General features: G+C 73.4%; 22 protein-coding genes. 10 read left to right on the top strand and 12 right to left on the bottom strand.

Annotation, left to right across the window (positions count from 1 at the left end):
• Both ACH4F2_RS12090 and ACH4F2_RS12095 read right to left on the bottom strand, forming a co-directional pair.
• Positions 1–591 (bottom strand): maltotransferase domain-containing protein (locus tag ACH4F2_RS12090; RefSeq protein WP_398132607.1); only part of this gene is annotated, 591 nt, incomplete at its 3' end.
• Positions 592–643: 52 nt separating this feature from the next.
• Positions 644–916 (bottom strand): DUF5133 domain-containing protein, encoded by a 273-nt coding sequence (locus tag ACH4F2_RS12095; RefSeq protein ID WP_398132608.1) that lies wholly within the window; start codon positions 914–916, stop codon positions 644–646.
• Between the two features lie 299 nt (positions 917–1215).
• On the opposite strand from ACH4F2_RS12095, the gene ACH4F2_RS12100 reads away from it, so the two are divergent.
• Together ACH4F2_RS12100 and glgX are read left to right on the top strand one after the other, a co-directional pair.
• Positions 1216–1731: a pep a2 gene (locus ACH4F2_RS12100; RefSeq protein ID WP_398132609.1), complete on the top strand. Its 516-nt coding sequence runs from the start codon at positions 1216–1218 to the stop codon at positions 1729–1731.
• Positions 1728–3875 (top strand): glycogen debranching protein GlgX, encoded by a 2148-nt coding sequence (glgX, locus tag ACH4F2_RS12105; protein WP_398132610.1) that lies wholly within the window; start codon positions 1728–1730, stop codon positions 3873–3875. Before ACH4F2_RS12100 ends, glgX begins: the two co-directional genes overlap by 4 nt.
• A 14-nt stretch (positions 3876–3889) precedes the next feature.
• Here glgX and ACH4F2_RS12110 read toward each other — a convergent pair whose 3' ends face one another.
• A complete protein-coding gene (locus tag ACH4F2_RS12110; protein ID WP_398132611.1) occupies positions 3890–4696 on the bottom strand; it encodes a VOC family protein in 807 nt (268 codons plus the stop codon).
• 227 nt (positions 4697–4923) lie between these two features.
• On the opposite strand from ACH4F2_RS12110, the gene ACH4F2_RS12115 reads away from it, so the two are divergent.
• Positions 4924–5259: an ANTAR domain-containing protein gene (locus ACH4F2_RS12115; RefSeq protein ID WP_398132612.1), complete on the top strand. Its 336-nt coding sequence runs from the start codon at positions 4924–4926 to the stop codon at positions 5257–5259.
• 79 nt (positions 5260–5338) lie between these two features.
• On the opposite strand, the gene ACH4F2_RS12120 is transcribed toward ACH4F2_RS12115, so the two are convergent.
• Positions 5339–6133 (bottom strand): SigB/SigF/SigG family RNA polymerase sigma factor, encoded by a 795-nt coding sequence (locus ACH4F2_RS12120; RefSeq protein ID WP_398132613.1) that lies wholly within the window; start codon positions 6131–6133, stop codon positions 5339–5341.
• Positions 6134–6431: 298 nt separating this feature from the next.
• Between ACH4F2_RS12120 and ACH4F2_RS12125 the strand changes: the two genes are divergently transcribed.
• A complete protein-coding gene (locus ACH4F2_RS12125; RefSeq protein WP_398132614.1) occupies positions 6432–6956 on the top strand; it encodes a hypothetical protein in 525 nt (174 codons plus the stop codon).
• A 19-nt stretch (positions 6957–6975) separates the two neighbouring features.
• Here ACH4F2_RS12125 and hemC read toward each other — a convergent pair whose 3' ends face one another.
• The 4 genes from hemC to ACH4F2_RS12145 all read right to left on the bottom strand — a co-directional run bounded on the left by hemC (position 6976) and on the right by ACH4F2_RS12145 (position 11386).
• Positions 6976–7911, bottom strand: a complete 936-nt coding sequence (gene hemC / locus ACH4F2_RS12130; RefSeq protein ID WP_398132615.1) for a hydroxymethylbilane synthase — start codon at positions 7909–7911, stop codon at positions 6976–6978.
• A gap of 74 nt (positions 7912–7985) precedes the next feature.
• Positions 7986–8762, bottom strand: coding sequence for an NPP1 family protein (locus ACH4F2_RS12135; RefSeq protein WP_398132616.1), 777 nt, complete (start codon positions 8760–8762; stop codon positions 7986–7988).
• 143 nt (positions 8763–8905) lie between these two features.
• On the bottom strand, positions 8906–9886 hold the full coding sequence (locus tag ACH4F2_RS12140; protein WP_398132617.1) for an ATP-dependent DNA ligase: 981 nt from the start codon (positions 9884–9886) through the stop codon (positions 8906–8908).
• Between the two features lie 306 nt (positions 9887–10192).
• The gene (locus tag ACH4F2_RS12145; RefSeq protein WP_398132618.1) at positions 10193–11386 is read right to left on the bottom strand and encodes an MFS transporter; all 1194 of its coding nucleotides are present in this window, start codon (positions 11384–11386) and stop codon (positions 10193–10195) included.
• 285 nt (positions 11387–11671) lie between these two features.
• On the opposite strand from ACH4F2_RS12145, the gene ACH4F2_RS12150 reads away from it, so the two are divergent.
• From ACH4F2_RS12150 to ACH4F2_RS12165, 4 genes are all read left to right on the top strand, one after another.
• Positions 11672–12436 (top strand): AraC family transcriptional regulator, encoded by a 765-nt coding sequence (locus ACH4F2_RS12150; RefSeq protein WP_398132854.1) that lies wholly within the window; start codon positions 11672–11674, stop codon positions 12434–12436.
• A gap of 62 nt (positions 12437–12498) precedes the next feature.
• Complete coding sequence (locus ACH4F2_RS12155) at positions 12499–12879, top strand: DoxX family protein (RefSeq protein WP_398132619.1); 381 nt, start codon at positions 12499–12501, stop codon at positions 12877–12879.
• Positions 12876–13343, top strand: coding sequence for a peroxiredoxin (locus ACH4F2_RS12160; protein ID WP_398132620.1), 468 nt, complete (start codon positions 12876–12878; stop codon positions 13341–13343). The genes ACH4F2_RS12155 and ACH4F2_RS12160 overlap by 4 nt, the downstream gene beginning before the upstream one ends.
• Before the next feature lie 58 nt (positions 13344–13401).
• Positions 13402–15747: a SpoIIE family protein phosphatase gene (locus ACH4F2_RS12165; protein ID WP_398132621.1), complete on the top strand. Its 2346-nt coding sequence runs from the start codon at positions 13402–13404 to the stop codon at positions 15745–15747.
• Between the two features lie 34 nt (positions 15748–15781).
• On the opposite strand, the gene ACH4F2_RS12170 is transcribed toward ACH4F2_RS12165, so the two are convergent.
• A complete protein-coding gene (locus ACH4F2_RS12170) occupies positions 15782–16432 on the bottom strand; it encodes a DNA polymerase ligase N-terminal domain-containing protein (RefSeq protein WP_398132622.1) in 651 nt (216 codons plus the stop codon).
• Between the two features lie 50 nt (positions 16433–16482).
• The gene (locus tag ACH4F2_RS12175) at positions 16483–17313 is read right to left on the bottom strand and encodes an aldo/keto reductase (RefSeq protein WP_398132623.1); all 831 of its coding nucleotides are present in this window, start codon (positions 17311–17313) and stop codon (positions 16483–16485) included.
• A gap of 166 nt (positions 17314–17479) precedes the next feature.
• Here ACH4F2_RS12175 and ACH4F2_RS12180 point away from each other — a divergent pair, with 166 nt between their 5' ends.
• Positions 17480–18505 carry a TauD/TfdA dioxygenase family protein gene (locus ACH4F2_RS12180; protein WP_398132624.1) on the top strand — a complete coding sequence of 342 codons (1026 nt, stop codon included), beginning with the start codon at positions 17480–17482 and terminating at the stop codon, positions 18503–18505.
• 63 nt (positions 18506–18568) lie between these two features.
• Here ACH4F2_RS12180 and ACH4F2_RS12185 read toward each other — a convergent pair whose 3' ends face one another.
• Together ACH4F2_RS12185 and ACH4F2_RS12190 are read right to left on the bottom strand one after the other, a co-directional pair.
• A complete protein-coding gene (locus tag ACH4F2_RS12185; protein WP_398132625.1) occupies positions 18569–19324 on the bottom strand; it encodes a dienelactone hydrolase family protein in 756 nt (251 codons plus the stop codon).
• A gap of 317 nt (positions 19325–19641) precedes the next feature.
• Entirely contained in the window at positions 19642–20262 is a 621-nt protein-coding gene (locus ACH4F2_RS12190) for an L-threonylcarbamoyladenylate synthase (protein ID WP_398132626.1), read from the bottom strand.
• 168 nt (positions 20263–20430) lie between these two features.
• Here ACH4F2_RS12190 and ACH4F2_RS12195 point away from each other — a divergent pair, with 168 nt between their 5' ends.
• Complete coding sequence (locus ACH4F2_RS12195) at positions 20431–21960, top strand: helix-turn-helix domain-containing protein (protein ID WP_398132627.1); 1530 nt, start codon at positions 20431–20433, stop codon at positions 21958–21960.
• The last annotated feature ends 181 nt before the right edge of the window (positions 21961–22141 follow it).

Raw genomic sequence — 22141 nt, forward strand, 5'->3', positions numbered from 1 at the left:
GCGTTCGCGTTCCACGAGCAGGGGCAGCGGGTCGGAGGTGGTGACCAGCTCCCGCAGCGGGTGCCGGGCCAGCACCGCGTCCACCTCGGGCGTCAACGCCGCCGCCAGCCGGGTGGCCACCGGCAGGGTGTCGTCGAGCAGGGCACTCGTCGCGGCCAGCACCACATCGCGCCCGGCGTCCTTCGGTACCCCCGCCGCGGCTCGCCGGTACAGCTCGGCCCCCTCCTCCAGGACCAGGCCGGTGTCGATGCCGGCCGGCACCTTGATCCGCGCGTGGCGCTGCCAGGTGGCGACGGGGTCGCTCCACGCCTCCACCCGGTAGGTCCAGTCGCCCGGGGCGCCCGGGGTGACCTCGGCGCCCCAGCGGTCGCTGCCCGGGGACAGCTCCCGCATCGGCGTCCACGGGCCCGGCCGCCCCTCGGGGTCCTTCAGCACGACGTTCGCGGCCACCGCGTCGTGCCCCTCACGGAACACGGTCGCGGTGACCTCGAACGTCTCTCCCACCACTGCCTTCGCCGGGCGCCTGCCGTACTCCACCACCGGGTGGACGTCCCGCACCGGGATACGTCCGATCCCCACGGTCGTACTCATCCGTTCTCACCTCCGCCGTGCTCGGGGCCGGGCACCGGCCCGGCCGTTCGGGTCAAGCCGCGCCGGAGGGGGTCTTCCGCCCCGACGGGGAGAGCCGGTCCTCCTGTTCCTGCGCATGGGTGACCAGGTTCGTCCGCAGATACCGTTCGGCGGCATCCGCCGCCTCGCGTGCGCACCGCTTCCCCATCAGCACGCACAGGGTGTAACCGGAGTCCTCGAAGGTGGACCGGACGCCGACGTCCGCGGGGGACGCGAGCATCGAGCGTTCCCAGGCGCGGTAACGCCGCAGCTGCCGGGCGACTTCGCTCTTCGCGGGAAGCAGCATGGCCGGTCACCTTCCGGACGGTCCGGGGGTACGGACGATTGAGTTCTTCACACATGGTGCACGCGTGGTGACGCGCCGTCTTGTTGGAACTTCAACCGTTTTCTTCGCCGGAACCCCGGACCGGTTCCGGTCGATTCCGGCCGGTCCGGGCCCGTTAGCCGCTCGTGTTGCACGAATGGACTACCGCTCGCACTCTGGAGTGACTCAGAAGCGACCAGTGCTCACGCTTCGTGTTTCGGGGAGCTCGTCCCCCAAGGGGCGAGGAGGAGCGAGAGCCTTCGCGGTGAGGAGCCACGACGATGAAGACCGCAGTGCCCTGCTACTACCACCTCGACGTGGAAGTGAGCCCGGAACGGGTCGGACAGGTCAGGCGCATCCTGGCCGCTCACCTCCGGTTCTGGAACCTGGAGAACCTCGTCGAACCCGTCTGCTCAGGTGCCGAGATGCTGCTTCGGGCGATCGACGAGCACGCGAGCGACAAGAACACGTCGATCGAGATGTGGTGGAACCATCAGCATCTCATCACGGCCGTCGGGGGCAACGACCACGCGCTCCGTCCCGACCAGGACCTGCGCACCTGCCTGCAGCACCTCGCCGCCACCAGCGACGGCTGGGGCTGCTGCGCCACCGACACGGGGGCGAAGGTCATCTGGTTCTCGCAGCGCGCCCGGGCGGGCGAGCGCGTTCCGCTGGTCGCGACGGCGCCGGAGCCGATCACCCAGGAGGGGCTGGAAGTGCCGCGAGAGATCATGCCGGTCGCCCGGCTGGCCGGACCGGCGGGTACGGGCAACGGCGTTCTGGAGCAAGCCCGGTGACCCGCGCAAGGCCGAACTGGAAGGGGTCGCCCGTGTGGAGCGGGCACCCCTGCCCCCTGGGCGCCGTGTACGACGGACAGGGCACCAACTTCGCGCTGTTCAGCGAGGTCGCCGAACGGGTCGAGCTCGTCCTCGTCGACGACAACGGCACCCACAGCACCGTCCCGCTGCCCGAGGTCGACGGCTTCGTCTGGCACTGCTATCTGCCCGGCGTCGGCCCGGGGCAGCGCTACGGCTACCGGGTCCACGGTCCGTGGGCCCCCGCCGTGGGGCACCGCTGCAACCCGGCGAAGCTCCTCCTCGACCCGTACACCCGGGCCGTGGACGGGCAGGTGGACAACCACGCCTCCCTCTTCGAGCGGGCCAAGGGCAGGGCCGACCCGGGCGACAGCGCCGGGCACACCATGCTCGGCGTGGTCACCGACCCGTTCTTCGACTGGGGCGACGACCGCCCGCCCCGGCGCGCGTACTCGGAGAGCGTGATCTACGAGGCCCACGTCCGCGGGCTCAGCCGCACCCACCCCGATGTGCCCGAGGAACTGCGCGGCACCTACGCGGGGCTGGCGCACCCGGCGGTCGTGGACCACCTGACGTCCCTGGGGGTGACCGCCGTGGAGCTGATGCCGGTGCACCAGTTCGTGCACGACGGGGTGCTCCGGGACCGCGGCCTGTCCAACTACTGGGGCTACAACACCATCGGCTTCTTCGCGCCCCACAACGGCTACGCCGCCCTCGGCACCCGCGGCCAGCAGGTCACCGAGTTCAAGTCGATGGTCAAGACCCTGCACGAGGCCGGCCTCGAAGTGATCCTCGACGTGGTCTACAACCACACCGCCGAGGGCAACGAGAAGGGCCCCACCCTCTCCTTCCGCGGCATAGACAACGCCTCGTACTACCGCCTGGTGGACGGCGACTGGCAGCATTACTACGACACCACCGGCACCGGCAACAGCCTGCTGATGCGGCACCCCTACGTACTCCAGCTGATCATGGACTCGCTGCGGTACTGGGTCACCGAGATGCACGTCGACGGCTTCCGTTTCGACCTCGCCGCCACCCTGGCCCGGCAGTTCCACGAGGTGGACCGGCTGTCGGCGTTCTTCGACCTCATCCAGCAGGATCCGGTGATCAGCCGCGTCAAGCTGATCGCCGAGCCCTGGGACGTGGGCGAGGGCGGCTACCAGGTGGGCAACTTCCCGCAGCTGTGGTCGGAATGGAACGGCATGTACCGGGACGCGGTACGGGACTTCTGGCGCGGCGAGGAGCACACGCTCGGCGAGTTCGCGTCCCGGCTGACCGGCTCCTCCGACCTGTACCAGCACAGCCGGCGCCGTCCCCGCGCCAGCGTCAACTTCGTGACCGCGCACGACGGGTTCACCCTGCGCGACCTCGTCTCCTACAACGACAAGCACAACGAGGCCAACGGCGAGGGCAACCGGGACGGCGAGAGCCACAACCGGTCCTGGAACTGCGGCGCGGAGGGCGAGACGAAGGACCCGGCCGTCCGGGAGCTGCGCGGCCGCCAGCAGCGCAATTTCCTCGCCACGCTCCTGCTCTCGCAGGGCATCCCGATGCTCTGCCACGGCGACGAACTGGGCCGCACCCAGCGCGGCAACAACAACGCCTACTGCCAGGACAACGAGATCTCCTGGGTCGACTGGCGGCTGAACGACGAGCAGCGCGCGCTGCTGGACTTCACCCGCCGCGTCATCGCGCTGCGGGCCGGCCATCCCGTCCTGCGCCGGCGCCGCTACTTCCGCGGTGACACCCTCACCCACGCGGACCAGCCGCTGCCCGACCTGGTGTGGCTGCTGCCCGACGCGCGGGAGATGACCGACGACGACTGGCAGCGCTCCGACGCGCACGCCGTCGGCGTCTTCCTCAACGGCGACGCCATCGCCGAACCCGACCCGTGCGGCCGGCCGGTCACGGACGACTCCTTCCTGCTGCTGCTCAACAGCCACTGGGAGCCGGCGGACTTCCGGCTGCCCGCCGCCGCCTACGGCGAGCGCTGGGCGGCCCTGATCGACACCGCCGACCCGGAGGGCGTCCCCGACGAGACGGAGTACAAGGCGGGCACCGTGCTCACCGTCGAGCAGCGCAGCCTGCTGCTGCTCTCCCGGCCGTCCCGCACCGGCGGATGAGCACGGGCGTGGGATCAGCTGCCGAGGCGGCGCGCGGTCACCGTGAACTGCGCGCCGTCGGCGTCCCGGAGCACGGCCTCGTCACTGCTCAGCGACAGCACGCTGCCGCCGTGCCGCTCCGCGGTGCGGGCGCACGCGGCGACGTCCTCGACCGAGAAGTGGACCTGCCAGTGCGGCCGGATGGCCGGGTCGGGCGCCGCTTCGAGGGCGCCCGACTCGATGCGCGCCACCACATCGCCCTGGTGGCGCAGCACCACCTCGTCGCCCTCGTACTGGACCTCGCAGCAGCCGCTCCGCCCCGACGCCCAGTCGAAGATCTCGCCGTAGAAGATGGCGGCGTCGAAAGCGTCACGGGTGTGCAGACGGATGAAGGCGGGGCGCGAGGTGCGCCAGGTCTCCCAGTCCGAGAAGAGCTCGCCCTCCCAGACCCCGAAGGTCGCACCGTCCCGGTCGGCCAGCAGGGCCGCCCGTCCGGGCGGGAGGGAGATCGGCCCGACGGCGGTCGTGCCGCCGCGCTCCTGCACGCGCGACGCGGCCTCGTCGGCGCTGCGCACGGCGAAGTACGGCATCCACGCCACGGCCATCTGCCACATTCCGGCGACCGCGGCGATCCCGGCCACCGGCGACCCGTCGGCCAGGGCGATGCGGAAGGGCTCGCCCAGCTTGGCGGGCCGCCACTGCCAGCCCAGCACGGCGGAGTAGAACTCCTCGGTGGCCTTCAGATCGCGGCTGGTCAGGCTCACCCAGCAGGGGGCCCCGTAGACGGGGTGCGGGGACAGCAGGCTCTCCCCGCCGGCGGAAAGGGACATGTCGTGGTTCATGGCAGTCGCGTCCTGGTCTCGTCCACCGGCAGTCACCGGCTCCACACCAGTGTCCGGCCGGGAGTGCGGCGGGCGCCTGCCGAGTACCCCGGCCGCGGCGCCGAAACGGTGGCGGACGCGCCCCGGACGGCCCAGTGGCGCAGGGAGGCACATGTGACGACGATGGAGGCGTCGGAGCGGTACCGCGCGGCACAGGCGGCGGTGACACGCCGGATCCGGAGGTGACCATGCCCACGGAGTGGGGCTCGGACCAGACCGGCTCGGACCAGATCTTCCAGCTGCAGGAGCAGGTCCGGCAGCTGAAGGAAGCGGTCGTCTCGCACGCGGTCGTCGACCAGGCGATCGGGATGACTGTCGCCCTCGGCAGGGTGACACCGGACCAGGGCTGGATCGTACTGAAGGAAGTTTCCCAGCATACGAACATCAAACTGCGCAACGTGGCGGAAATGATACTCATCTGGGGGCGCACCGGAGTGATGCCGCCGGAGATCCGGGCCGCCCTCGAGGACTCCCTGGACCGCCACGGCCCCACCCAGATCCCCGGCGCCCCGCCCGAGCGCTGAGCCAGGGGCGCCGAATCAGCGCTGAGCCCGGGGCGCCGGATCGCTGAGCCCGCGACGCCGTGCCCGCGACGCACGCCCGCTAGCGGACCTCCGCGAGGATCTCCTCGCGGATCCGGTCGAAGCAGCCGCTGAGCAGCCGGGAGACGTGCATCTGGGAAATGCCCAGCTGCTGCGCGATGCGGCTCTGGGTCATCCCGCCGAAGAAACGCAGGTAGAGGATGGTGCGCTCGCGCTCGGGCAGCGCCTCCAGGCAGGGTCGGACCGCCACCCGGTCCACGACCGCGTCGAAGGCCGGATCCGGGCCGCCGAGCGCGTCCCCGAGGGCGTACCCGTCGGTGCCGGGCATCTCCGCCTCCAGCGAGAGGGCGGAGAAGCACTCCAGGGCCTCCATGCCGGTTCGGACCTCGGCCGTGGTCAGCTGCGCGTGCTCGGCGATCTCCTCGATCGTGGGGGCGCGCCCCGGCGTCGTCTGCGCCAGCTCCTTCGCGGACCTGCGTACCCGGTTGCGCAGGTCCTGGATCCGGCGCGGCACGTGCAGGGTCCACATGTGGTCGCGGAAGTGCCGTTTGATCTCGCCGGTCACGGTGGGGACGGCGTAGGCCTCGAAGGCGTGGCCGCGTCGTGGGTCGTAGTGGTCGACGGCCTTGACCAGTCCGAGGGCCGCGACCTGGTAGAGGTCCTCCAGGTTCTCGCCGCGCCCCCGGAAGCGGACCGCGATCCGCTCGGCCATGGGCAGCCAGACCTGGATCAGCTCGTCCCGCAGCGCCTTGCGCTCCGGGCCCTCGGGCAGACCGGCCAGCCGGTCGAACGCCGCGGCCGTGTCGGGGGCGTCGTCGTGGGGGTGGGGTTTGGTTCTGCCGGCGATACGCGTCATGCGCACCTCCCTCAGCAGGGGGGCTGGCAAATCCTCATATATATGGATACTGAGCGCGAATGCCCCGAACGGCCACCCGAACGGATGCGGACCGGTGAGTGAGACGGCGGCGCCGCGGAAAGTGATGTGCGGCACGCTCTGGGTGATCGCCCGGCGGGGGTGCCCGCGGATCGTCCCTGCGCAACGCTTGATCGCCGAGCAAAAGGGGCGAAGTCCCTGGCCACGGCGCATTCCGCTCATTTGACAGTGCACTGAGCGCACAGATAGGAAGCAGCGTCGAGAGGTCGAGAGGGGCACCGTGTACGAGCCGAACGTGGTCGGGGACTGGCAGGAGTACGACGAGCACCCCGGCCTGCGGGTCCGCGTCCACCGTCTTGAGCCGGCCGAGCCGCCGCGTGGACGCGACGACGCCGCCGAGGGGCTGACGTACGTCCGTGTCCGGGTGACCGTCGAGAACCGGGGTGGCCGGCACCTCGGCATCCACCTGGAGGACGGCCAGATCGACGTGCGGATCGGGCCCGACGGGGAGAGCGCCTTCCTCGACTGGCGCAACTCCCAGTTCATCGAGGGTTTCGACGTCTACCCGCTGCGCCGCGCCACCGCCGTGCTCTACGCGGCGGGCCCGGAGGCGAGCCTTGGCCAGGTGGACGTCCAGGTGCAGTTGCGGGTGGACGAGGAGTGGGCCGACCGCCGGCTGTGGACCGGCGGCCTCGGGCTGCCCGACGCGGCCACCGGGCCCCTCGCCGGTACGGCGCGGGAGGACGGTCTGGCGCGTCAGGTGAGCGCCTTCCTGCGGGACCAGGCGGAGGAGGGCTCCGCCTGATCCCCGGTGCGGCGACGCCTCAGTGCGCGATGCCGTCGATGATCTCGCGGGCGCCCTGACGCAGCAGTGCCACGGCGACCGACGTACCGAGGGTCGCCGGGTCGAGCCGGCCGGCCCACTCGTGGGCGTTCAGCCGCGTCTTGCCGTCCGGGGTGAAGACGCAGGCCCGCAGGGAGAGTTCCCCGCCGCGGTCCACGCGGGCACACCCGGCGATCGGGCTGTTGCAGTGCCCCTGCAGGACGTGCAGGAACATGCGCTCCGCCGTCGCCTCCCGGTGTGTTTCGGGATGGCCGAGACCGCTGACCGCGTCGATGAGCGCGGTGTCGCCCTCCCGGCACTGCAGGGCGAGGATGCCCGCGCCGATCGGCGGCATCATCGTCTCAGGAGAGAGGACCTCGCTGATCACGTCGCGGCGGCCGATGCGCTCCAGGCCGGAGACCGCGAGGAGCAGGGCGTCCGCCTCGCCGGCGGCCAGCTTCGCCAGCCGCCGGTTGGCGTTGCCCCGGAAGGGCACGCACGTCACATGCGGGTGGGTCGCGGCCAGCTGGGCGACACGGCGCACCGAGGAGGTGCCGACGCGGGTCCCGGCCGGCAGCTGGTCCAGGGTGAGGCCGTCCGGGTGGACGAGGGCGTCCCGGACGTCGTCCCGCTCCAGGAACGCGGCGAACACCGTGCCCGCCGGCAGCGGCCGGTCGGCGGGCACGTCCTTGACGCAGTGCACCGCGAGATCGGCCTCGCCCGACAGCAGCGCGGCGTCCACCTCCTTGGTGAACGCGCCCTTGCCCTCCACCTGCGACAGGTCGCCGAGCCACTTGTCGCCGGTGGTCCTCACCGGCACGACCTCGGTGCGCACACCGGGGTGGAGGGCCGCCAACTCGGCCCGGACCCGCTCGACCTGCGCAAGGGCCATCGGGGAGTCGCGGGAGACGATGCGGATCAGTTCGGGGGCGGACATGCGGACACGATAGTGCTCCCCGGGGCGCCCAGGTACCACGCTTCGCCCGACTGGCCCCGTCGGCCGCGCCCGCCTCAGGCGTTCGGGTCGAAGGCGATGCCCGGGGGCTTGGCGGCCGCCAGGTGGGAGGCGAAGCTGCCGTCCTTCAGGCCGAAGTTGGCGCTGCCGAAGTCGTAGGAGCTGAGCTTCTCGCGCAGGCCGGCCGGATAACCGTCCCAGCCGACCAGGGCCGGGTACTGCCAGCCGCCCTCGTGGTTCTCCGGCGGCTCGTCGCCCGAGGTCGCCGGGCGGAAGCAGTGGGTGCTGATGCCGTCCTTGTGGTAGACGATCTTCGGGTGGGTGCCGTCGAAGCGGACCGCCGACCTCGCGTGCACGCTGAACGAGCCGTGGCTGGAGGTCGAGACGTACTGGACGGCACCGTCCCGCACCCACACCACGACGTGCTCCCAGTCGTGCCGGTGGCCGCCGAGGCTGCTGCCGGGCAGCGCCTGGTCCTTCTCGAAGTAGAGGCCGTACATGTAGGCGCACCAGTCGTTGTCGCACTTGGCGCGCGAGTAGCCGTTGGTGTTGTCCAGGTCGGAGGCGTCCCGGCAGTTGCCGTCCAGGGCGCCGGTCGGCTTGAGTCCGCCGTTGACCGTTCCGTCGGCGCCGATGGCCGGCGTCGGGTAGCAGCCGTCGGTGTCGTAGTCGTAGGCGGGCTGGTACGCCCGCTCCAGGCTGTCCGCGTTGCCGGGCAGCCCCGGGGGCGGGGCGGCGAAGGCGGTGGTGGGGAAGGCGACGACGAGGGCCAGCGCACCGAGCGGTGCGGCGAGCCATCTCTTGCGGCGGACGGGGGCGGTACGCGACGGCATCGCGTCCTCCTCTGTACTGGGGCGCAGCCCAACGGCTGTGGGGGGAAGGGGAGTTAAGCGTCCCGTCTTTTCACTTCCGCGCCAAGGGGCACGGGCGTCCCCGCGGTGAAGGGCAGCCCAATACTTGACCCCGCGTCACACGGTCACACCATGTCGTCCGGAACGTCGGCGGCCGACTCCTCGGGCGCGAGGTCCGGTCGGAGCCTGAGCCAGGACGGCTGGCGCAGCATGCCCTCCCGGGTACGGGTGCTGTAGCGGACCTCACCGACCAGCCGGGGGACGACCCAGCGCGCCCCGGGCACCGGCGGTACGGGGTCGAAGGGGCACACGTCCGTCGCGGCGGCCCGCAGCAGTGCGGCCAGCTCGGTGCGCTCGGCCGCGCTCCAGCCGGTGCCGACCCCGCCGACGTAGCGCAGCCGGCCCGCGGCGCGCTGGCCGACCAGGACGGCGCCGGGCAGACCCGTGAGCCCTCCCTTGCCGGGCAGCCAGCCGCCGACCACGACGTCCTCGCTGCGCATGTTGCGGATCTTGATCCAGGCCCGGGAGCGGATCCCCGGCTCGTACACCGAGTCCAGCCGCTTGCACACCAGGCCCTCCAGGCCGTGCTCGCGGGTGGCCCGCAGGGCCTGCTCGCCGTGGCCGACCAGCGCGGCCGGGGTCGACCAGGACGCCCCGCCGAGGCCGAGTTCCGTCAGCCGTTCGCGGCGGCGGGTGTAGGGGAGGCGGAGCAGCGGCTCGCCCGCCAGATGCAGGGCGTCGAACAGCACCAGGTGGACGGGGACCCGCGCCGCCCGCCGCGCCGCCCGGCCCGGGGCGTGCGCCAGGCCCATGCGGGACTGCAGCAACTGGAAGTCGGCGCGGCCCTGTTCGTCCAGGGCCAGCATCTCCCCGTCCAGCACGGCGGCGGTGGAGCCGAGGGCGGCGCCGAGCGGTGCCAGTTCGGGGTAGGCGGCCGTGATGTCGTGGCCGGAGCGGGCGCGCAGCAGCACACTGCCGTCGCCGGGCAGGTAGACCACCACGCGCTGGCCGTCCTGCTTGGTCTCGTAGGCCCAGTGCGTGTCCTGCGCGGCGGGCGGCAGGGTGCCGGGGGTGGCGAGCATGGGAGGGATCAGCGGCAGCTCCACGGGTCAGTTCTCGACGTGTCCGCGCGCCGTCACCCGCGTTGTCCGCGAGGTTCGCCTGAACGGCGCCCGTGAGCGCGGGTTCGTAGTCCTCGACCTGCGGCTGCCGCGCCCTGGTGGCCGCGCCGGCGTGGCTGCCGCGCGGGGTGCGGCGGGTTTCAGGCTGTGAACGGACGGACGGACGGACGGCCGGCAAGGCGGAGGCGGGAGGGGGAAGCGCAGCGCGGGTGACGACGACGTCCCCGGCCACGCGGCGGACTACGAGCCCGGGGCCGGTCTGCGGTGCCGGCGGGTGCCGGTCGACGACGCTCACCGCACGTCCGCGTCGCGCGCCGCCGGTGCGTCGACGGCGGGCGGCGCCGGGGGCGGGGCGGGCTCGCGCAGGCCGCACAGGAGCAGCCCGCCCACGGCGGGGAGCGCCACCAGTGGCAACAGCGCAACCTGCAGTGACACGGCGTCGGCGAGCGCGCCGACCGCCGGGGCGGCGAGGCCGCCCACGCTCACGGTCAGCCCCAGCGTGACCCCGCTCGCCGTTCCCACCCGGCGCGGCAGGTAATCCTGACCCAGCGTGATGTGCAGGGAGAACGGCACGTAGAGCCCCGCCGAGGTCAGGCCGACGAACAGGTACACCGCCGGCCCGGGTACCAGGACGACACCGGCCACCGCGAGGACCGTCAGGGCGTACGACCGCCGCACCACCTTCAGCCTTCCGTACCGGTCGGCGAGCCGGCCCCCGGCCACGGTGCCCACCGCGCCGCCCAGGTACAGCACGAACAGCGCGGCCGTCCCCGCCGCACTCCCGCCGCCGGTCCGCTCCCGGACGAACAGCGACACGAACGTGCTCAGGCCGACGAAGACGACGGAACGGCAGACGACGGCGCCGGTGAGGCGGAGGAAGGACGTCCAGTCGTCTCTCCCCTCCGCCGTCGTACGGCCGTCCGACCTGCGGACCGCCCCGGCCGAACGCACCGCCGCCAGGCACAGCGCGGCCCCCGCGACGGCCGGCAGGGCCAGCAGCAGGGAGGCGCCGAGGCCGCCGGTGGCGACGACGGCCCAGACCAGCGGCGGCGCCAGCGCGAATCCGACGTTGCCGCCCAGGGAGAACCACCCCATCGCCGTATGGCTGCCCCGTGCGGCGTCCCGCGCGGCGCGGGCTGCCTCCGGGTGAAAGGCGGCGACCCCGACGCCTCCCACGGCGACCGCGGCCAAGGTGAGTGTGTAGGAGCCGGCGACGCCGCCCAGGGCGATGCCCACTCCGGCGGTCAGTGTGCTCAGCGGCAGCAGCCACGGCAGCGCCCACCGGTCGGTGAGCGCCCCGAACAGCGGCTGCACCAGCGACGACAGCAGCGAGGCGGCCAGTACGACGCCCGAGGCGGCGGCGTAGGTGTAGGCGCGCTCGGCGACGAAGTACGGCACCAGGGCGGCCACCGCGCCCTGGTAGACGTCGACGCAGGCGTGCCCGAGGGACAGCAGCACGATGGGCCGGTCACGTTTCACGATCACCCCCCGATCGTCACGCCCACCGCTCCTGGCCCGCTTCCGATAATCTGCCCACTTGTGTCGAACCCCCGCCACATCTCGATCACCGCCCATCACGTCCCGCCGGACGCGCATCACGTCCCGCCGGACGCCCGCCGTGTCCCGCCGGACGCGCATCACGTCCCGCCGGACGCCCGCCGTGTCCCGCCGGACGCGCATCACGTCCCGCCGGACGTTCGCCGCGTCCCGCTGGACGCCGGCCGGGCCCCGACGACGGGACCCGACGTCCAGGAGGCGGCTCGCAGCGCCCTGGCGGCCACCGGCACCGACGCGGCAGTCCGTCACACCCCCGCCGCCCCCACCCGCGCCCAGCGGCTGGTGGCCGGGCAGCGCATCGACGCCCACCGGCACGACGAACACCAGATCGTCCACGCAGGTTCCGGCGTCGTGGCCGTCACCACCGACGCCGGCACCTGGTTCGCGCCCGGCACCCGGGCCATCTGGATCCCGGCGGGCACCGTGCACGCCCACCGCGCCCACGGCCGTGTCGACCTTCACCTGGTCGGCCTGCCCGCGGCCGAGAACCCGCTCGGCCTGGACGCCCCCGTCGTCCTCGCCGTCGGCCCGCTGCTGCGCGAGCTGATCGTCGCCTACACCCGCGACCCCGGCGACACGGGCCCGCAACGCCGCCGCCTCCTCGCCGTCCTGTGCGACCAGCTGCGCGCCTCGCCGCAGCAGCCGCTGCGGCTGCCCACTCCCACCGACCCCCGGCTGGCGGTGGTCTGCGCGCTCGTCCACGCCGACCCCGCCGACACCCGCACCCTCGCCGCCCTCGGCGCCGCCACCGGGACCGGGGAACGTACGCTCAGCCGCCTCTTCCGCCGCGAGTTCGGCATGACCTTCCCCCAGTGGCGCACCCAGTCCCGCCTCTACCACGCCCTGCGCATGCTCGCCGACGGCCTGCCCGTCACCACCGTCGCGCACCGCTGCGGCTGGTCCTCCGCCAGCGCGTTCATCGACGTCTTCCGCCGCTCGTTCGGCTACACGCCCGGCACCCACAACCGCCGCACCTGACCCGGCCGCCCCGTCCCTTACCGTCGAGTAAGATCGCGCGGCAGGCCCCCGGAGGAGGAACCGTGTCCCGGTCCGAACGCTCACCCCTGCTGCTCGCCGGCCTGCTGGCCACCGCGGGCGTCGCCCACTTCGTCCGCCCCCGTACCTTCGACGCGATCGTGCCGCGCGGCCTGCCGGGCACGCCCCGGGCGTGGACCTGCGCCAGTGGCGTCGCCGAACTGGCGCTCGCCGCGGGCATCGCACTGCCACGTACCCGCAGGGCGGCGGCGCTGACCACGGCCGCCTTCTTCGTCGGGGTGTTCCCCGCCAACGTCAAGATGGCCGTGGACTGGCGGCACCGCCCGGTGTCGCAGAAGGCGGCCGCGTACGGGCGGCTGCCCGTGCAGGTGCCGCTCGTGCTGTGGGCCCGCGGTGTCGCCAGGGGCAGCGAGGGCCGGTCGTGAGCCGCTCCCCGGCGGTGGGCGACAGGGTCGAGGACTTCGCGCTGCCGGACGAGACCGGCACCCCGCGCCGCCTGTCCGAACTGCTGGCCGACGGGCCGGTCGTGCTGTTCTTCTATCCCGCCGCCCTGACCCCGGGCTGCACCGCGCAGGCCTGCCACTTCCGCGACCTCGCCGCCGAGTTCGCCGCGGCCGGCGCCCGCCCCGTCGGTGTCAGCGGAGACCCCGTGGAACGGCAGCAGGAGTTCGCCGGGCGCCACACGCTCGGCATGCCGCTGCTGTCGGACGCCGACGGCGCGGTCCGCGAGCTGTTCGGGGTGAGGCGGGGGTTCAGCCTGGCCCCCACCAAACGGGTCACCTTCGTCATCGGGCAGGACCGCACCCTGATCGAGGTCGTCCGGAGCGAGCTGAGGATGAACACGCACGCAGACCGAGCCCTCGCCGCGCTGCGCGCTCACCGCGAGTAGGGCCGCCCCGGCTCCGCCGCGGTTGAAACCGGGCGGCAAAGGGTCAATCCTGGACGCTATGGAGCATGTCTCCGCTGTGGCGACCCTGGACGCCCACGGCACGGTGACGGGGTGGAGCGAGGGCGCCCGGCGGCTGACCGGCTATCCGGCCGGGGAGGTCGTCGGCCGGGACGCGCGGGAGCTGCTGGCCCGGGACGTGCCGCCCGGCGCCCTGGCCGGGCTGGCGGGCACGGCTGCGCTCCGCCACCGCGACGGCTCCACCGTGACGCTGTGCCTGCGCGGCTCACGGCTGACGGGGGCGGCCGGCACACCGGACGGGTTCGTGGTGACCGTCGAGCCGGCCGCGGAGCGCGCGTTCCATCTGACCGGGGAGACCTTCCAGCAGGCGTCCCTGTCCATGTCCGTCCACGACACCCGGCAGCGCTATCTGCGGGTCAACGACACGGCGCGCCGGATGCTGGGGCTGCCGGCGGAGGACCTGATCGGACGGCGGCTGCCGGAGGTCATGGAGCAGATCGACGCCAACGGGTTCGGATTCATGCGGCACCTGCGGGAGGTCGTCGACACCGGCCGGCCCGCCCACTACGAGACCTTCACCTCCGACTCCTCCCGGCTCGGCGAGCACGTCTGGACCATCGAGATGTGGCCGGTCCGGGACGCGTCGGACGAGGTGGCCGCCGTCGCCGTGGCGGGTTTCGAGAGCACCGAACAGCACCGGTCGCGGCAGCGGCTGGGCCTGCTGAACGAGGCCGCGGCCGGTATCGGCACCACCCTGGACGTCGTACGCACCGCCGAGGAACTGATCGAGTTCCTCGTGCCGCGCTTCGCGGACTTCGCCAGCGTCGACCTGCTCGACTGGGTCCTGGGCGCGGACGAACCGCTCGCGGTGCCGGCCGAGGCCGTCGAACTGCGGCGCGTCGCGCACAGCGCCACCACCGAGGGCTGCCCCCGGGCTTCCGTACACCTGGGCGACACCGACGTGTACCCCCCGTACTCGGCGCCCGCGCGAGCGCTGACAGAGGGGCGGGCGGTGCTCACCGGGCCGGGCGACCCGGACTTCGACCGGTGGATGCGGGCGCGTGACGAGCAGGCCCCGTACAACCGCTCCTACCGGGAGCGGGTCCGCTCGACCCTGGCGGTGCCGTTGGTGGCCCGGGGCACCACCCTGGGAGTCGCGGTGGCCGTCCGCGCCGCGCCCCAGCCACCGCACGTCCACGACGACACCGTCCTCGCCGAGGAACTCGCCAGCCGGGCCGCGGTCTGCATCGACAACGCCCGCCGCTTCGCCCGCGAGCGTTCCACCGCCCTGACCCTCCAGCACAGTCTGCTGCCCAAGGACCTGCCCGGACAGGTGGCGGTCGAGGTCGCCCACCGGTACCTTCCGTCCGTGTCGGCGGCCGGCATCGGCGGCGACTGGTACGACGTGATCCCGCTGTCCGGCAGCCGCGTCGCGCTCGTCGTCGGCGACGTCGTCGGCCACGGCATCCCGTCCACGGCGACGATGGGCCGCCTGTGCACGGCCGTCCGCACCCTCGCCGACGTCGACCTGCCCCCCGACGAACTCCTCACCCACCTCGACGACCTCGTCGGCCACCTGACGGCCGGCGATTCGGGCGACGAGGTCGCGGAACTGGGCGCCACCTGCCTCTACGCCGTCTACGACCCCGTCTCCCGTTCCCTCACCCTGGCCGCGGCAGGGCACCCGGCGCCGGCCCTGGTCCTGCCCGACGGCACCACGCGACTCGTCGACATGGCCGCCGGTCCGCCGCTCGGTGTCGGCGGACTGCCGTTCGAGGCGACCGAGCTGAAACTGCCCGAGGGCTCCGTCCTCGCCCTGTACACGGACGGCCTCGTCGAGGACCGCGACCGCGACGTCGACCACGCCACAGCGGAACTGTGCCGTGCGCTGACCGCGCCCGCGAACTCCCTCGACGCCCTGTGCGACACCGTGCTCAAGGCGGTGATGCCGGAGGAGCCCAGTGACGACGTGGCGCTGCTGCTGGCCCGCACCCGGGCGCTGGGCACGGACCAGATACGCACCTGGGACGTCCTCCCGGACCCCGCGCACGTGGCCGCCACCCGGGCGTCCGTCACCGAGCAGCTGACGCGGTGGGGACTGGACGAGGCGGCGTTCGTCACTGAGCTGGTCGTCAGTGAGCTCGTCACCAACGCGATCCGGTACGGCGAACCGCCCATCCAACTGCGTCTCATCCGCGACAGCGCCCTCATCTGCGAGGTCTCCGACGGCAGCGCCACCTCCCCGCACCTGCGCCGCGCCCACGCCTACGACGAGGGCGGCCGGGGCCTGCTGCTGGTCGCCCAGCTCACCGACCGCTGGGGCAGCCGGCAGACGGGCACCGGCAAGACCATCTGGGCAGAACAGCCTCTGCCCGCAGACCTCTAGACCCGCAGGCCCGCAGTCCTTCAGCCCGCAGTCCTCAGGACCCGTGGTCCTCTGGGCCCGCAGACCCCCAGCCGCTCTCCGCGGCGACCCGCGCGAGCGTGCGGCCGGTCCGTGCGGAACGGGCACGCCGCGGGTCCGGGGCGCCGCGCGCCCTGGCCCCGCCGCGGGCCGTCCTCACGAGCAGCCACGGCTCCTCGTCGTCGCCCTCCTGTCCGCCGCGGAACCGGGTCAGCGCGTACTCGCCGCGCAGCTTCGCGCCGCGCAGCCGGAACCTGGCGTGGCCGCGTGCGAGCGACTCCCCGAAGTCGACCGGCCGTCCCCGGCGATCGTGGCTCAGCGGCTCGTAGGTGCCGTGGTCCCAGACGAGGACCGTGCCACCCCCGTACTCGCCCGCCGCGATCACGCCCTCGAACTCCTCGTACTCCAGCGGATGGTCCTCCGTGGGCACGGCGAGCCGCTTGTCGCCCGGGTCGGCCGACGGTCCCTTCGGTACCGACCAGGACCTCAGTACGTCGGCGACCTGGAGCCGGAAGTCGAAGTGCAGGGTGCTCGCGTCGTGGATCTGCACGACGAAGCGGGGCGCCCCGCCCCCGAGTCCCTGTGATGCCGTACGCCCCGCGGGTTCACCGGTCCGGCCGAAGTCACGCCTGCCGCGGTAGTCGCCCAGCCTGTTCCCCTCGCTCACCCGCGGCTCCTTCCCGGGAGTCGTACGCCGGCCGGGACCGGGTACCCCGGTCAGAACTCCTCGTGCACCTCGGGGTCGCCGCCGATCCTCCGGTGCGCGCGGTCCGCGACCGTGCGCATCTGACCGGCGTCCAGCTCGAATCCGAGGATGTCGAGGTTCGCCCGCTGCCGCGCGGGGTCGGAGGACTTCGGGACGGGCACCGCGCCGAGCTGGGTGTGCCAGCGCAGCACCGCCTGGGCGGGCGTCACACCGTGCGCCTCGGCGACCGCGACGAGGGCCGGATCCTCCAGCAGGTCGCTGCCCCGGCCCAGCGGGCTCCAGCTCTCCGTGCGGATGCCCACGCGCTCGTGGAAGGCGCGCAGCTCGTCCTGCGGGTAGAGCGGGTGCAGCTCGATCTGGTTGACGGACGGCAGGACCCCGGTCTCCTTCTCCAGCCGTTCGATGTGCCCGGCCGTGAAGTTGGAGACGCCCACGGAGCGCACCAGGCCGTCGTCGCGCAGCTTGAGCATGGCCTTCCAGGAGTCGACGTACTTGTCCACGCGGGGCAGCGGCCAGTGGATCAGGTACAGGTCGACGTACTCCAGGCCGAGCCGGGCCCGGGACTCCTCGAACGAGGCGAGGGTCTGCGCGTAGCCGTGGTGCCGGCCGGGCAGCTTGGTCGTCACCACGATCTCCTCGCGGGGGACCCCGCTGCCGGCCACGCCGCGGCCGACGCCGGTCTCGTTGCGGTAGTTCGCCGCCGTGTCGATCAGGCGGTAGCCCGTCTGCAGGGCCTCGCGGACCGCCCGCTCCGCCTCGTCGTCGTTCATCGGCCAGGTGCCCAGCCCCAGGGCGGGGAGCGGGGTGCCGTCGTTGAGCGTGTGCGTCGGGATGCTGATCACCGTGGGACCTTCCCTCGACCGGGTGCGGCGGTGTGCCGCCCGTCCAGCGTCGCCCACGGGGTGGGAGGTGATCAACCGGACGGCGAGGGAAGGGTTCTGCCACGATCTCTGCTGGAGCCGACACGCACGACCGACCGGACAACGACCGACCGACAACGGAGCGCGCATGACGACGGACAGGGAAACGGCGGACCGTACGGCAACGGCGGAACCTACGGCGACCGACACCGCCGGGAACGAGGCCGGGGAGACCGACACCGCGGGGATCGAGGTGAAACCGGTCGCCGGGCACATCGGCGCCGAGATAGCCGGCGTCGACCTGGCCGGCGGCCTCGACGCGGCGCGGGTCGCGGCGATCCGGGCGGCGGTGCTGCGCTGGAAGGTGGTGTTCTTCCGCGACCAGCGCCTCGACCACGCCGGACACGTGGCGTTCGCGCGCCTCTTCGGGGAGCCGGTCGTCCTGCCCCGGCGTGGCAAGGCGTCACCGGCGGACTTCCCGGAGGTCGAGACGACCGCCGACCGGCTGGAACTGGGCGGACGGTTCGGGATGGAGCACGACGAGTGGCTGCGGCGCCGGCGCCACACGCTGCTGCGCGGATGGCACTGCGACCACGGTGCCCGCGTCGACCCGCCGGCCGCCACGATCCTGCGCGCCGAGACGGCCCCGCCGTACGGCGGCGACACCACCTGGTCGAACCTCGCCGCCGCCTACGCCGGGCTGTCCGCCCCGATGCGGGCGTTCGTCGACGGACTGCGCGCCGAACACCGCCTCGGAGTCGGCTACCAGCCCCGCCCGGGCGACGACGCCTACGTCCGTCACCTGCTGGACCGTCAGACCGCCACCCTGCACCCGCTGGTCCGCGTCCACCCGGAGACGGGGGAGCGGGTGCTGTTCGTCAACGGCTACTACGTCGAGCAGATCGCCGGACTCTCCCGTCCCGAGAGCGCCGCGGTCCTGGAGCTGCTGCTGGAGCAGGCGACCCGGCCCGAGTACACCGTCCGCTTCCGCTGGGAGCCGGGCAGCGTCGCCTTCTGGGACAACCGGGCCACCATCCACCTCGCCCCGAGCGACAACGCCCACCTCGACCACCCCCGGACCATGCACCGCGTGATGCTCGCCGGTGACGTACCGGCCGGGGTCGACGGCACCCCGTCCGAGCCGATCGTCGGCAGCGAGGCGGGCCGATGGTGATCTTCCCCGCGTCCTCGTTCTCGTCCCCGTCGTCGTCCTCGACCGGCGGGGCAGGCTCCTCCGTCAGAACGTACGCTTCAGGAGGTCGAGCAGCGCCTCCCAGTGCCGCTCCGTCGCCTCCGGGTCGTACGCCGCGGTGTCGGCCTGCGTGTAGCCGTGAGGGGCGCCGTCGTACACCTCGCAGCGGTGCCGGACGCCGGCCGCGGTCAGGGCCGCCGCCAGGCGCTCCTGCTGCTGGGGCGGCATGGACCCGTCGTGGTCGGCGTGGCCGAAGTACAGCTCGGCGGTGATGTGTTCGGCCACCAGGTGCGGGCTCTGCGGGCCCTCGGTCGCCAGGTTCCCGCCGTGGAAGCCGGCCGCCGCGGCGACCCGGTCCGGATACGTGCCGGCCGTGCGCAGGGCGAGCCCGGCGCCCATGCAGTAGCCGGTCAGCGCCACCGGACCGTCGGCCGCCGCCGGTGCGTCCGCCAGCCACCGGAGATAGGCGCCGGCGTCCCGCATCGCCCGGTCGGGCGTCAGCGAGCGCATGATCGGGCCGAGGCGCTGGAAGATGTCCGGACGTGCCCCCGGATCGATGAACCCGGGCAGCTCCGCGACCGGCGCCCGCCCGTGCCGGTAGAAGACGTTCGGCACCAGCACGGTGTAGCCGGCGCCGGCCAGCCGGTCGGCCATGCTCCTCAGCCGCGGGCGCAGCCCGAAGGCGTCCATGTAGAGCAGGACCGCGGGACGTGGGCTCCCGTCGGCGGGGTGCGCCAGGTAGGCGTCGGCGGTGCCGTCTTCGGTGGGGATGTCGACAGCGGTTCCCTGTACGGCGGTCATGGCGGGGCTGCCTCTCTGTGGTGCTCGCCGGGTCGTGCTCTCTGCCGGCGCCTCGGTGGACGGTCCGCCGGCGGCACCGGCGGATCATGGCATCGTGGCACGCCGCGCCCGGGGAACGTCAGGGGCCCCGGGCGCGTGCGCACCGCCCGCATACATCGACACGGCGGTCGGCGTCGCCGAGGCCGCCGGACCCGCGGTGTCAGCCTGTGGAGCGCGGGCGGCGCCGGTACGCGTACCGGCGCGGCGCGTCGAACCGGGAACCGCCGAGGCGGCCGGCCGACCGGCAGGGGCGGGGCCCTTGGGGGCGGGGGCGGATGTCACTCGAAGCGGGTCGTGTCTCCCGCGCCCCGCCGCACGATCTCCGCCTCACCGCCGGAGAAGTCGACGACCGTGGTCGGCTCGGTGCCGCAGTCGCCGGAGTCGATCACCGCGTCCAGTACGTGGTCGAGCCGGTCCTTGATCTCCCAGCCCTGGGTCATCGGCTCCTCCTCGCCGGGCAGCAGCAGGGTGCTGGACAGCAGCGGTTCACCGAGCTCGGCCAGCAGTGCCTGGGTGACGACGTGGTCGGGGATGCGCACGCCCACGGTCTTCTTCTTCGGATGCTGGAGCATGCGCGGCACCTCCCTCGTCGCCGGCAGGATGAAGGTGTAGCTGCCAGGGGTCGACGCCTTGATCGCCCGGAACACGTCGTTGTCGATCTGCACGAACTGACCGAGCTGCGCGAAATCCTGGCAGACCAGTGTGAAGTGATGCCGGTTGTCCAGTTGCCGGATCGACCGGATGCGGTCGATCCCGTCGCGGCTGCCCAGTCGGCAGCCCAGCGCATAGCAGGAGTCCGTCGGATACGCGATCAGCGCCCCCGAGCGGACGCTGTCGGCGACCTGGGCGATGTTGCGCGGCTGGGGGTTGTCGGGGTGCACGTCGAAGTACTTCGCCATCCACCGAGCTTATGCCCGCTCGGGCACCCGGACCGACAGGCCTGTTCGGCGGCCCGGACGCGGTCCCGACCGGGCGGCGGTGCCCGCCGGAAGTGCCGTGCCGCCCCGGCCATGAGGTAACGTCCCCGGCCTGGGCCGGGGGCGAGCGAGGACGAGGAGAAGGCCGACGTGGCGGGCCGAGAGGACGGGACACGGCAGTGCACGACCGGGGCCGGTGAGCACGCGGACTGGGCGGCGGAACTGCTCGACCACCTGCGGCCGGCCGGACGCGACGTGCGCAGGGTCGTGACCTGGCTCGCCTCAGCCGCGCACGCGGCCGTGTCACTGCAGGACGGCACCGGCCGTCTGCTGGCGGGCACCCGCGCCCGGCTGGACGAGGACCTGGTCGCCGACATCACCTGCGGCCGGATCGCCTCCGCCGCCCTGGAGGACCGGGGCCGCCATCTGCGGCTCGTCCGTGTCGAGCGGGTCCATCCGGCGCCGGCCGCCGTTCTCGCGGTGGCGCGCGAGGCCCCGTTCGACCGGCGGGCCTCCGACATCGTCACGCACACCGCGCAGGTGGTGGAACTGCTGCTGGCCGGCCACGAATCGACCGCGGCCGGACGCCGGCTGCGGCGGGCCACCTCCGACCTGCGCCTGGCCATCCTGCAACTGCTGATGGTGGAGGACACCGTCTCCGCCCGCCGCGTGGCCGCCGGGCTCTGGCCGGGCCTGCTCGACACCGAGGCGGCGTGCGTCTACGTCGTGGAGAGCAGCCCCGAGGAGCGGGACCACCTCGCCGAGGAATGCCTGTCGGCGACGGGGGAACGGGCGCTCGTCGTGCGGTGCCCGGCCATGGACGGTCACGTGATCGTCCTCACCCCCGAAGAGGCGGCCGGTCAGGAGCTGCGCTCGCTCGTCGGCCGCCTCCCCGGTGTCTTCCTCGGCGGCAGCGCCCGGCAGAACCTCGCCCGCACCGCCACCGCGTACGGGCAGGCCGTGAGCGCCCTGGCCGTCGCCCGGTTCCGGCCCGACAAGGCCGCCGTGTACGCGGAGCGGACCCACCCCGAGCGCCTGATGGACCCCGCGGCGCTGCACGGCTGGACGGCCCGCCTGCTGAGCCCGCTCGACGCCCTGCCGCACCACACCCGTGCCGAACTGCTCGCCACCACCCGGCTCGGCCTGGAGTTCACCGCCGTCAACACGGCGAAGATCCTCGGCGTCAGCCGCAACACGGTCCGCGCCCGCATGGACCGGGTCGAGTCACTGCTGCGCACGGACTTCACCGACCTGACCGTCCGTGCCACCGTCCACCTCGCGCTGAACGCCCAGGCCGCCCTCGCCCAGCACCCCGACGGTGGCGCCGCACAGTCCGGTGCCGCCTGCCTCACCGGCCTGCTGGCCGGGCCCGCGCTGCGCACCTGGGCCGGCGACCTGCTGGGCCGCCTGGAGCCGGACTCCCGCAACCTGCGGCGCACGCTGCGCACCTGGATCGCCGTCGGCGGCAACGCCGAGCGGGCCGCGCAGAGGCTCGGCGTGCACGCCCAGACCGTGCGCGAGCATGTCCGCAGCGCCGAGCCCGTCCTCGAACGCCAACTGCTCGCCGCAGGCAGCGACCTGTACGAGGTGGTGCTCGCCCACCTGGCGGCGGGTGACCTCGACGAGCCGCTCCTGTGCGGGACGAAACCGGGCCATCCGGACTCACCTGTGCACGGGTGAGTCCTTCCGGCCCGGCAGCGGGCATCGACGCGATTCACAACGGCCGAGCCGTCCGCGTAGGTTCAACGGGCCGCGGGGGTACGACCGGAACGGGGGACCGGTCGCGCCCCCGCCACGCCTTCGCCCAGGGGCGCGGGACCGGCTCAGCCGCGCGGCCGTACCGGGATCTCCCGCCGCCCGA

It is taken from the genome of Streptomyces sp. NPDC017890 (assembly GCF_044328675.1).
In the GTDB taxonomy this organism is placed as follows: domain Bacteria; phylum Actinomycetota; class Actinomycetes; order Streptomycetales; family Streptomycetaceae; genus Streptomyces.

Coding starts and splice junctions, on each gene's coding strand:
- ACH4F2_RS12095 (WP_398132608.1), bottom strand. CDS start 916: ATGCTGCTTCCCGCGAAGAGCGAAGTCGCCCGGCAGCTGCGGCGTTAC.
- ACH4F2_RS12100 (WP_398132609.1), top strand. CDS start 1,216: ATGAAGACCGCAGTGCCCTGCTACTACCACCTCGACGTGGAAGTGAGC.
- ACH4F2_RS12110 (WP_398132611.1), bottom strand. CDS start 4,696: ATGAACCACGACATGTCCCTTTCCGCCGGCGGGGAGAGCCTGCTGTCC.
- ACH4F2_RS12115 (WP_398132612.1), top strand. CDS start 4,924: ATGCCCACGGAGTGGGGCTCGGACCAGACCGGCTCGGACCAGATCTTC.
- ACH4F2_RS12120 (WP_398132613.1), bottom strand. CDS start 6,133: ATGACGCGTATCGCCGGCAGAACCAAACCCCACCCCCACGACGACGCC.
- hemC (WP_398132615.1), bottom strand. CDS start 7,911: ATGTCCGCCCCCGAACTGATCCGCATCGTCTCCCGCGACTCCCCGATG.
- ACH4F2_RS12135 (WP_398132616.1), bottom strand. CDS start 8,762: ATGCCGTCGCGTACCGCCCCCGTCCGCCGCAAGAGATGGCTCGCCGCA.
- ACH4F2_RS12165 (WP_398132621.1), top strand. CDS start 13,402: ATGGAGCATGTCTCCGCTGTGGCGACCCTGGACGCCCACGGCACGGTG.
- ACH4F2_RS12180 (WP_398132624.1), top strand. CDS start 17,480: ATGACGACGGACAGGGAAACGGCGGACCGTACGGCAACGGCGGAACCT.
- ACH4F2_RS12185 (WP_398132625.1), bottom strand. CDS start 19,324: ATGACCGCCGTACAGGGAACCGCTGTCGACATCCCCACCGAAGACGGC.
- ACH4F2_RS12190 (WP_398132626.1), bottom strand. CDS start 20,262: ATGGCGAAGTACTTCGACGTGCACCCCGACAACCCCCAGCCGCGCAAC.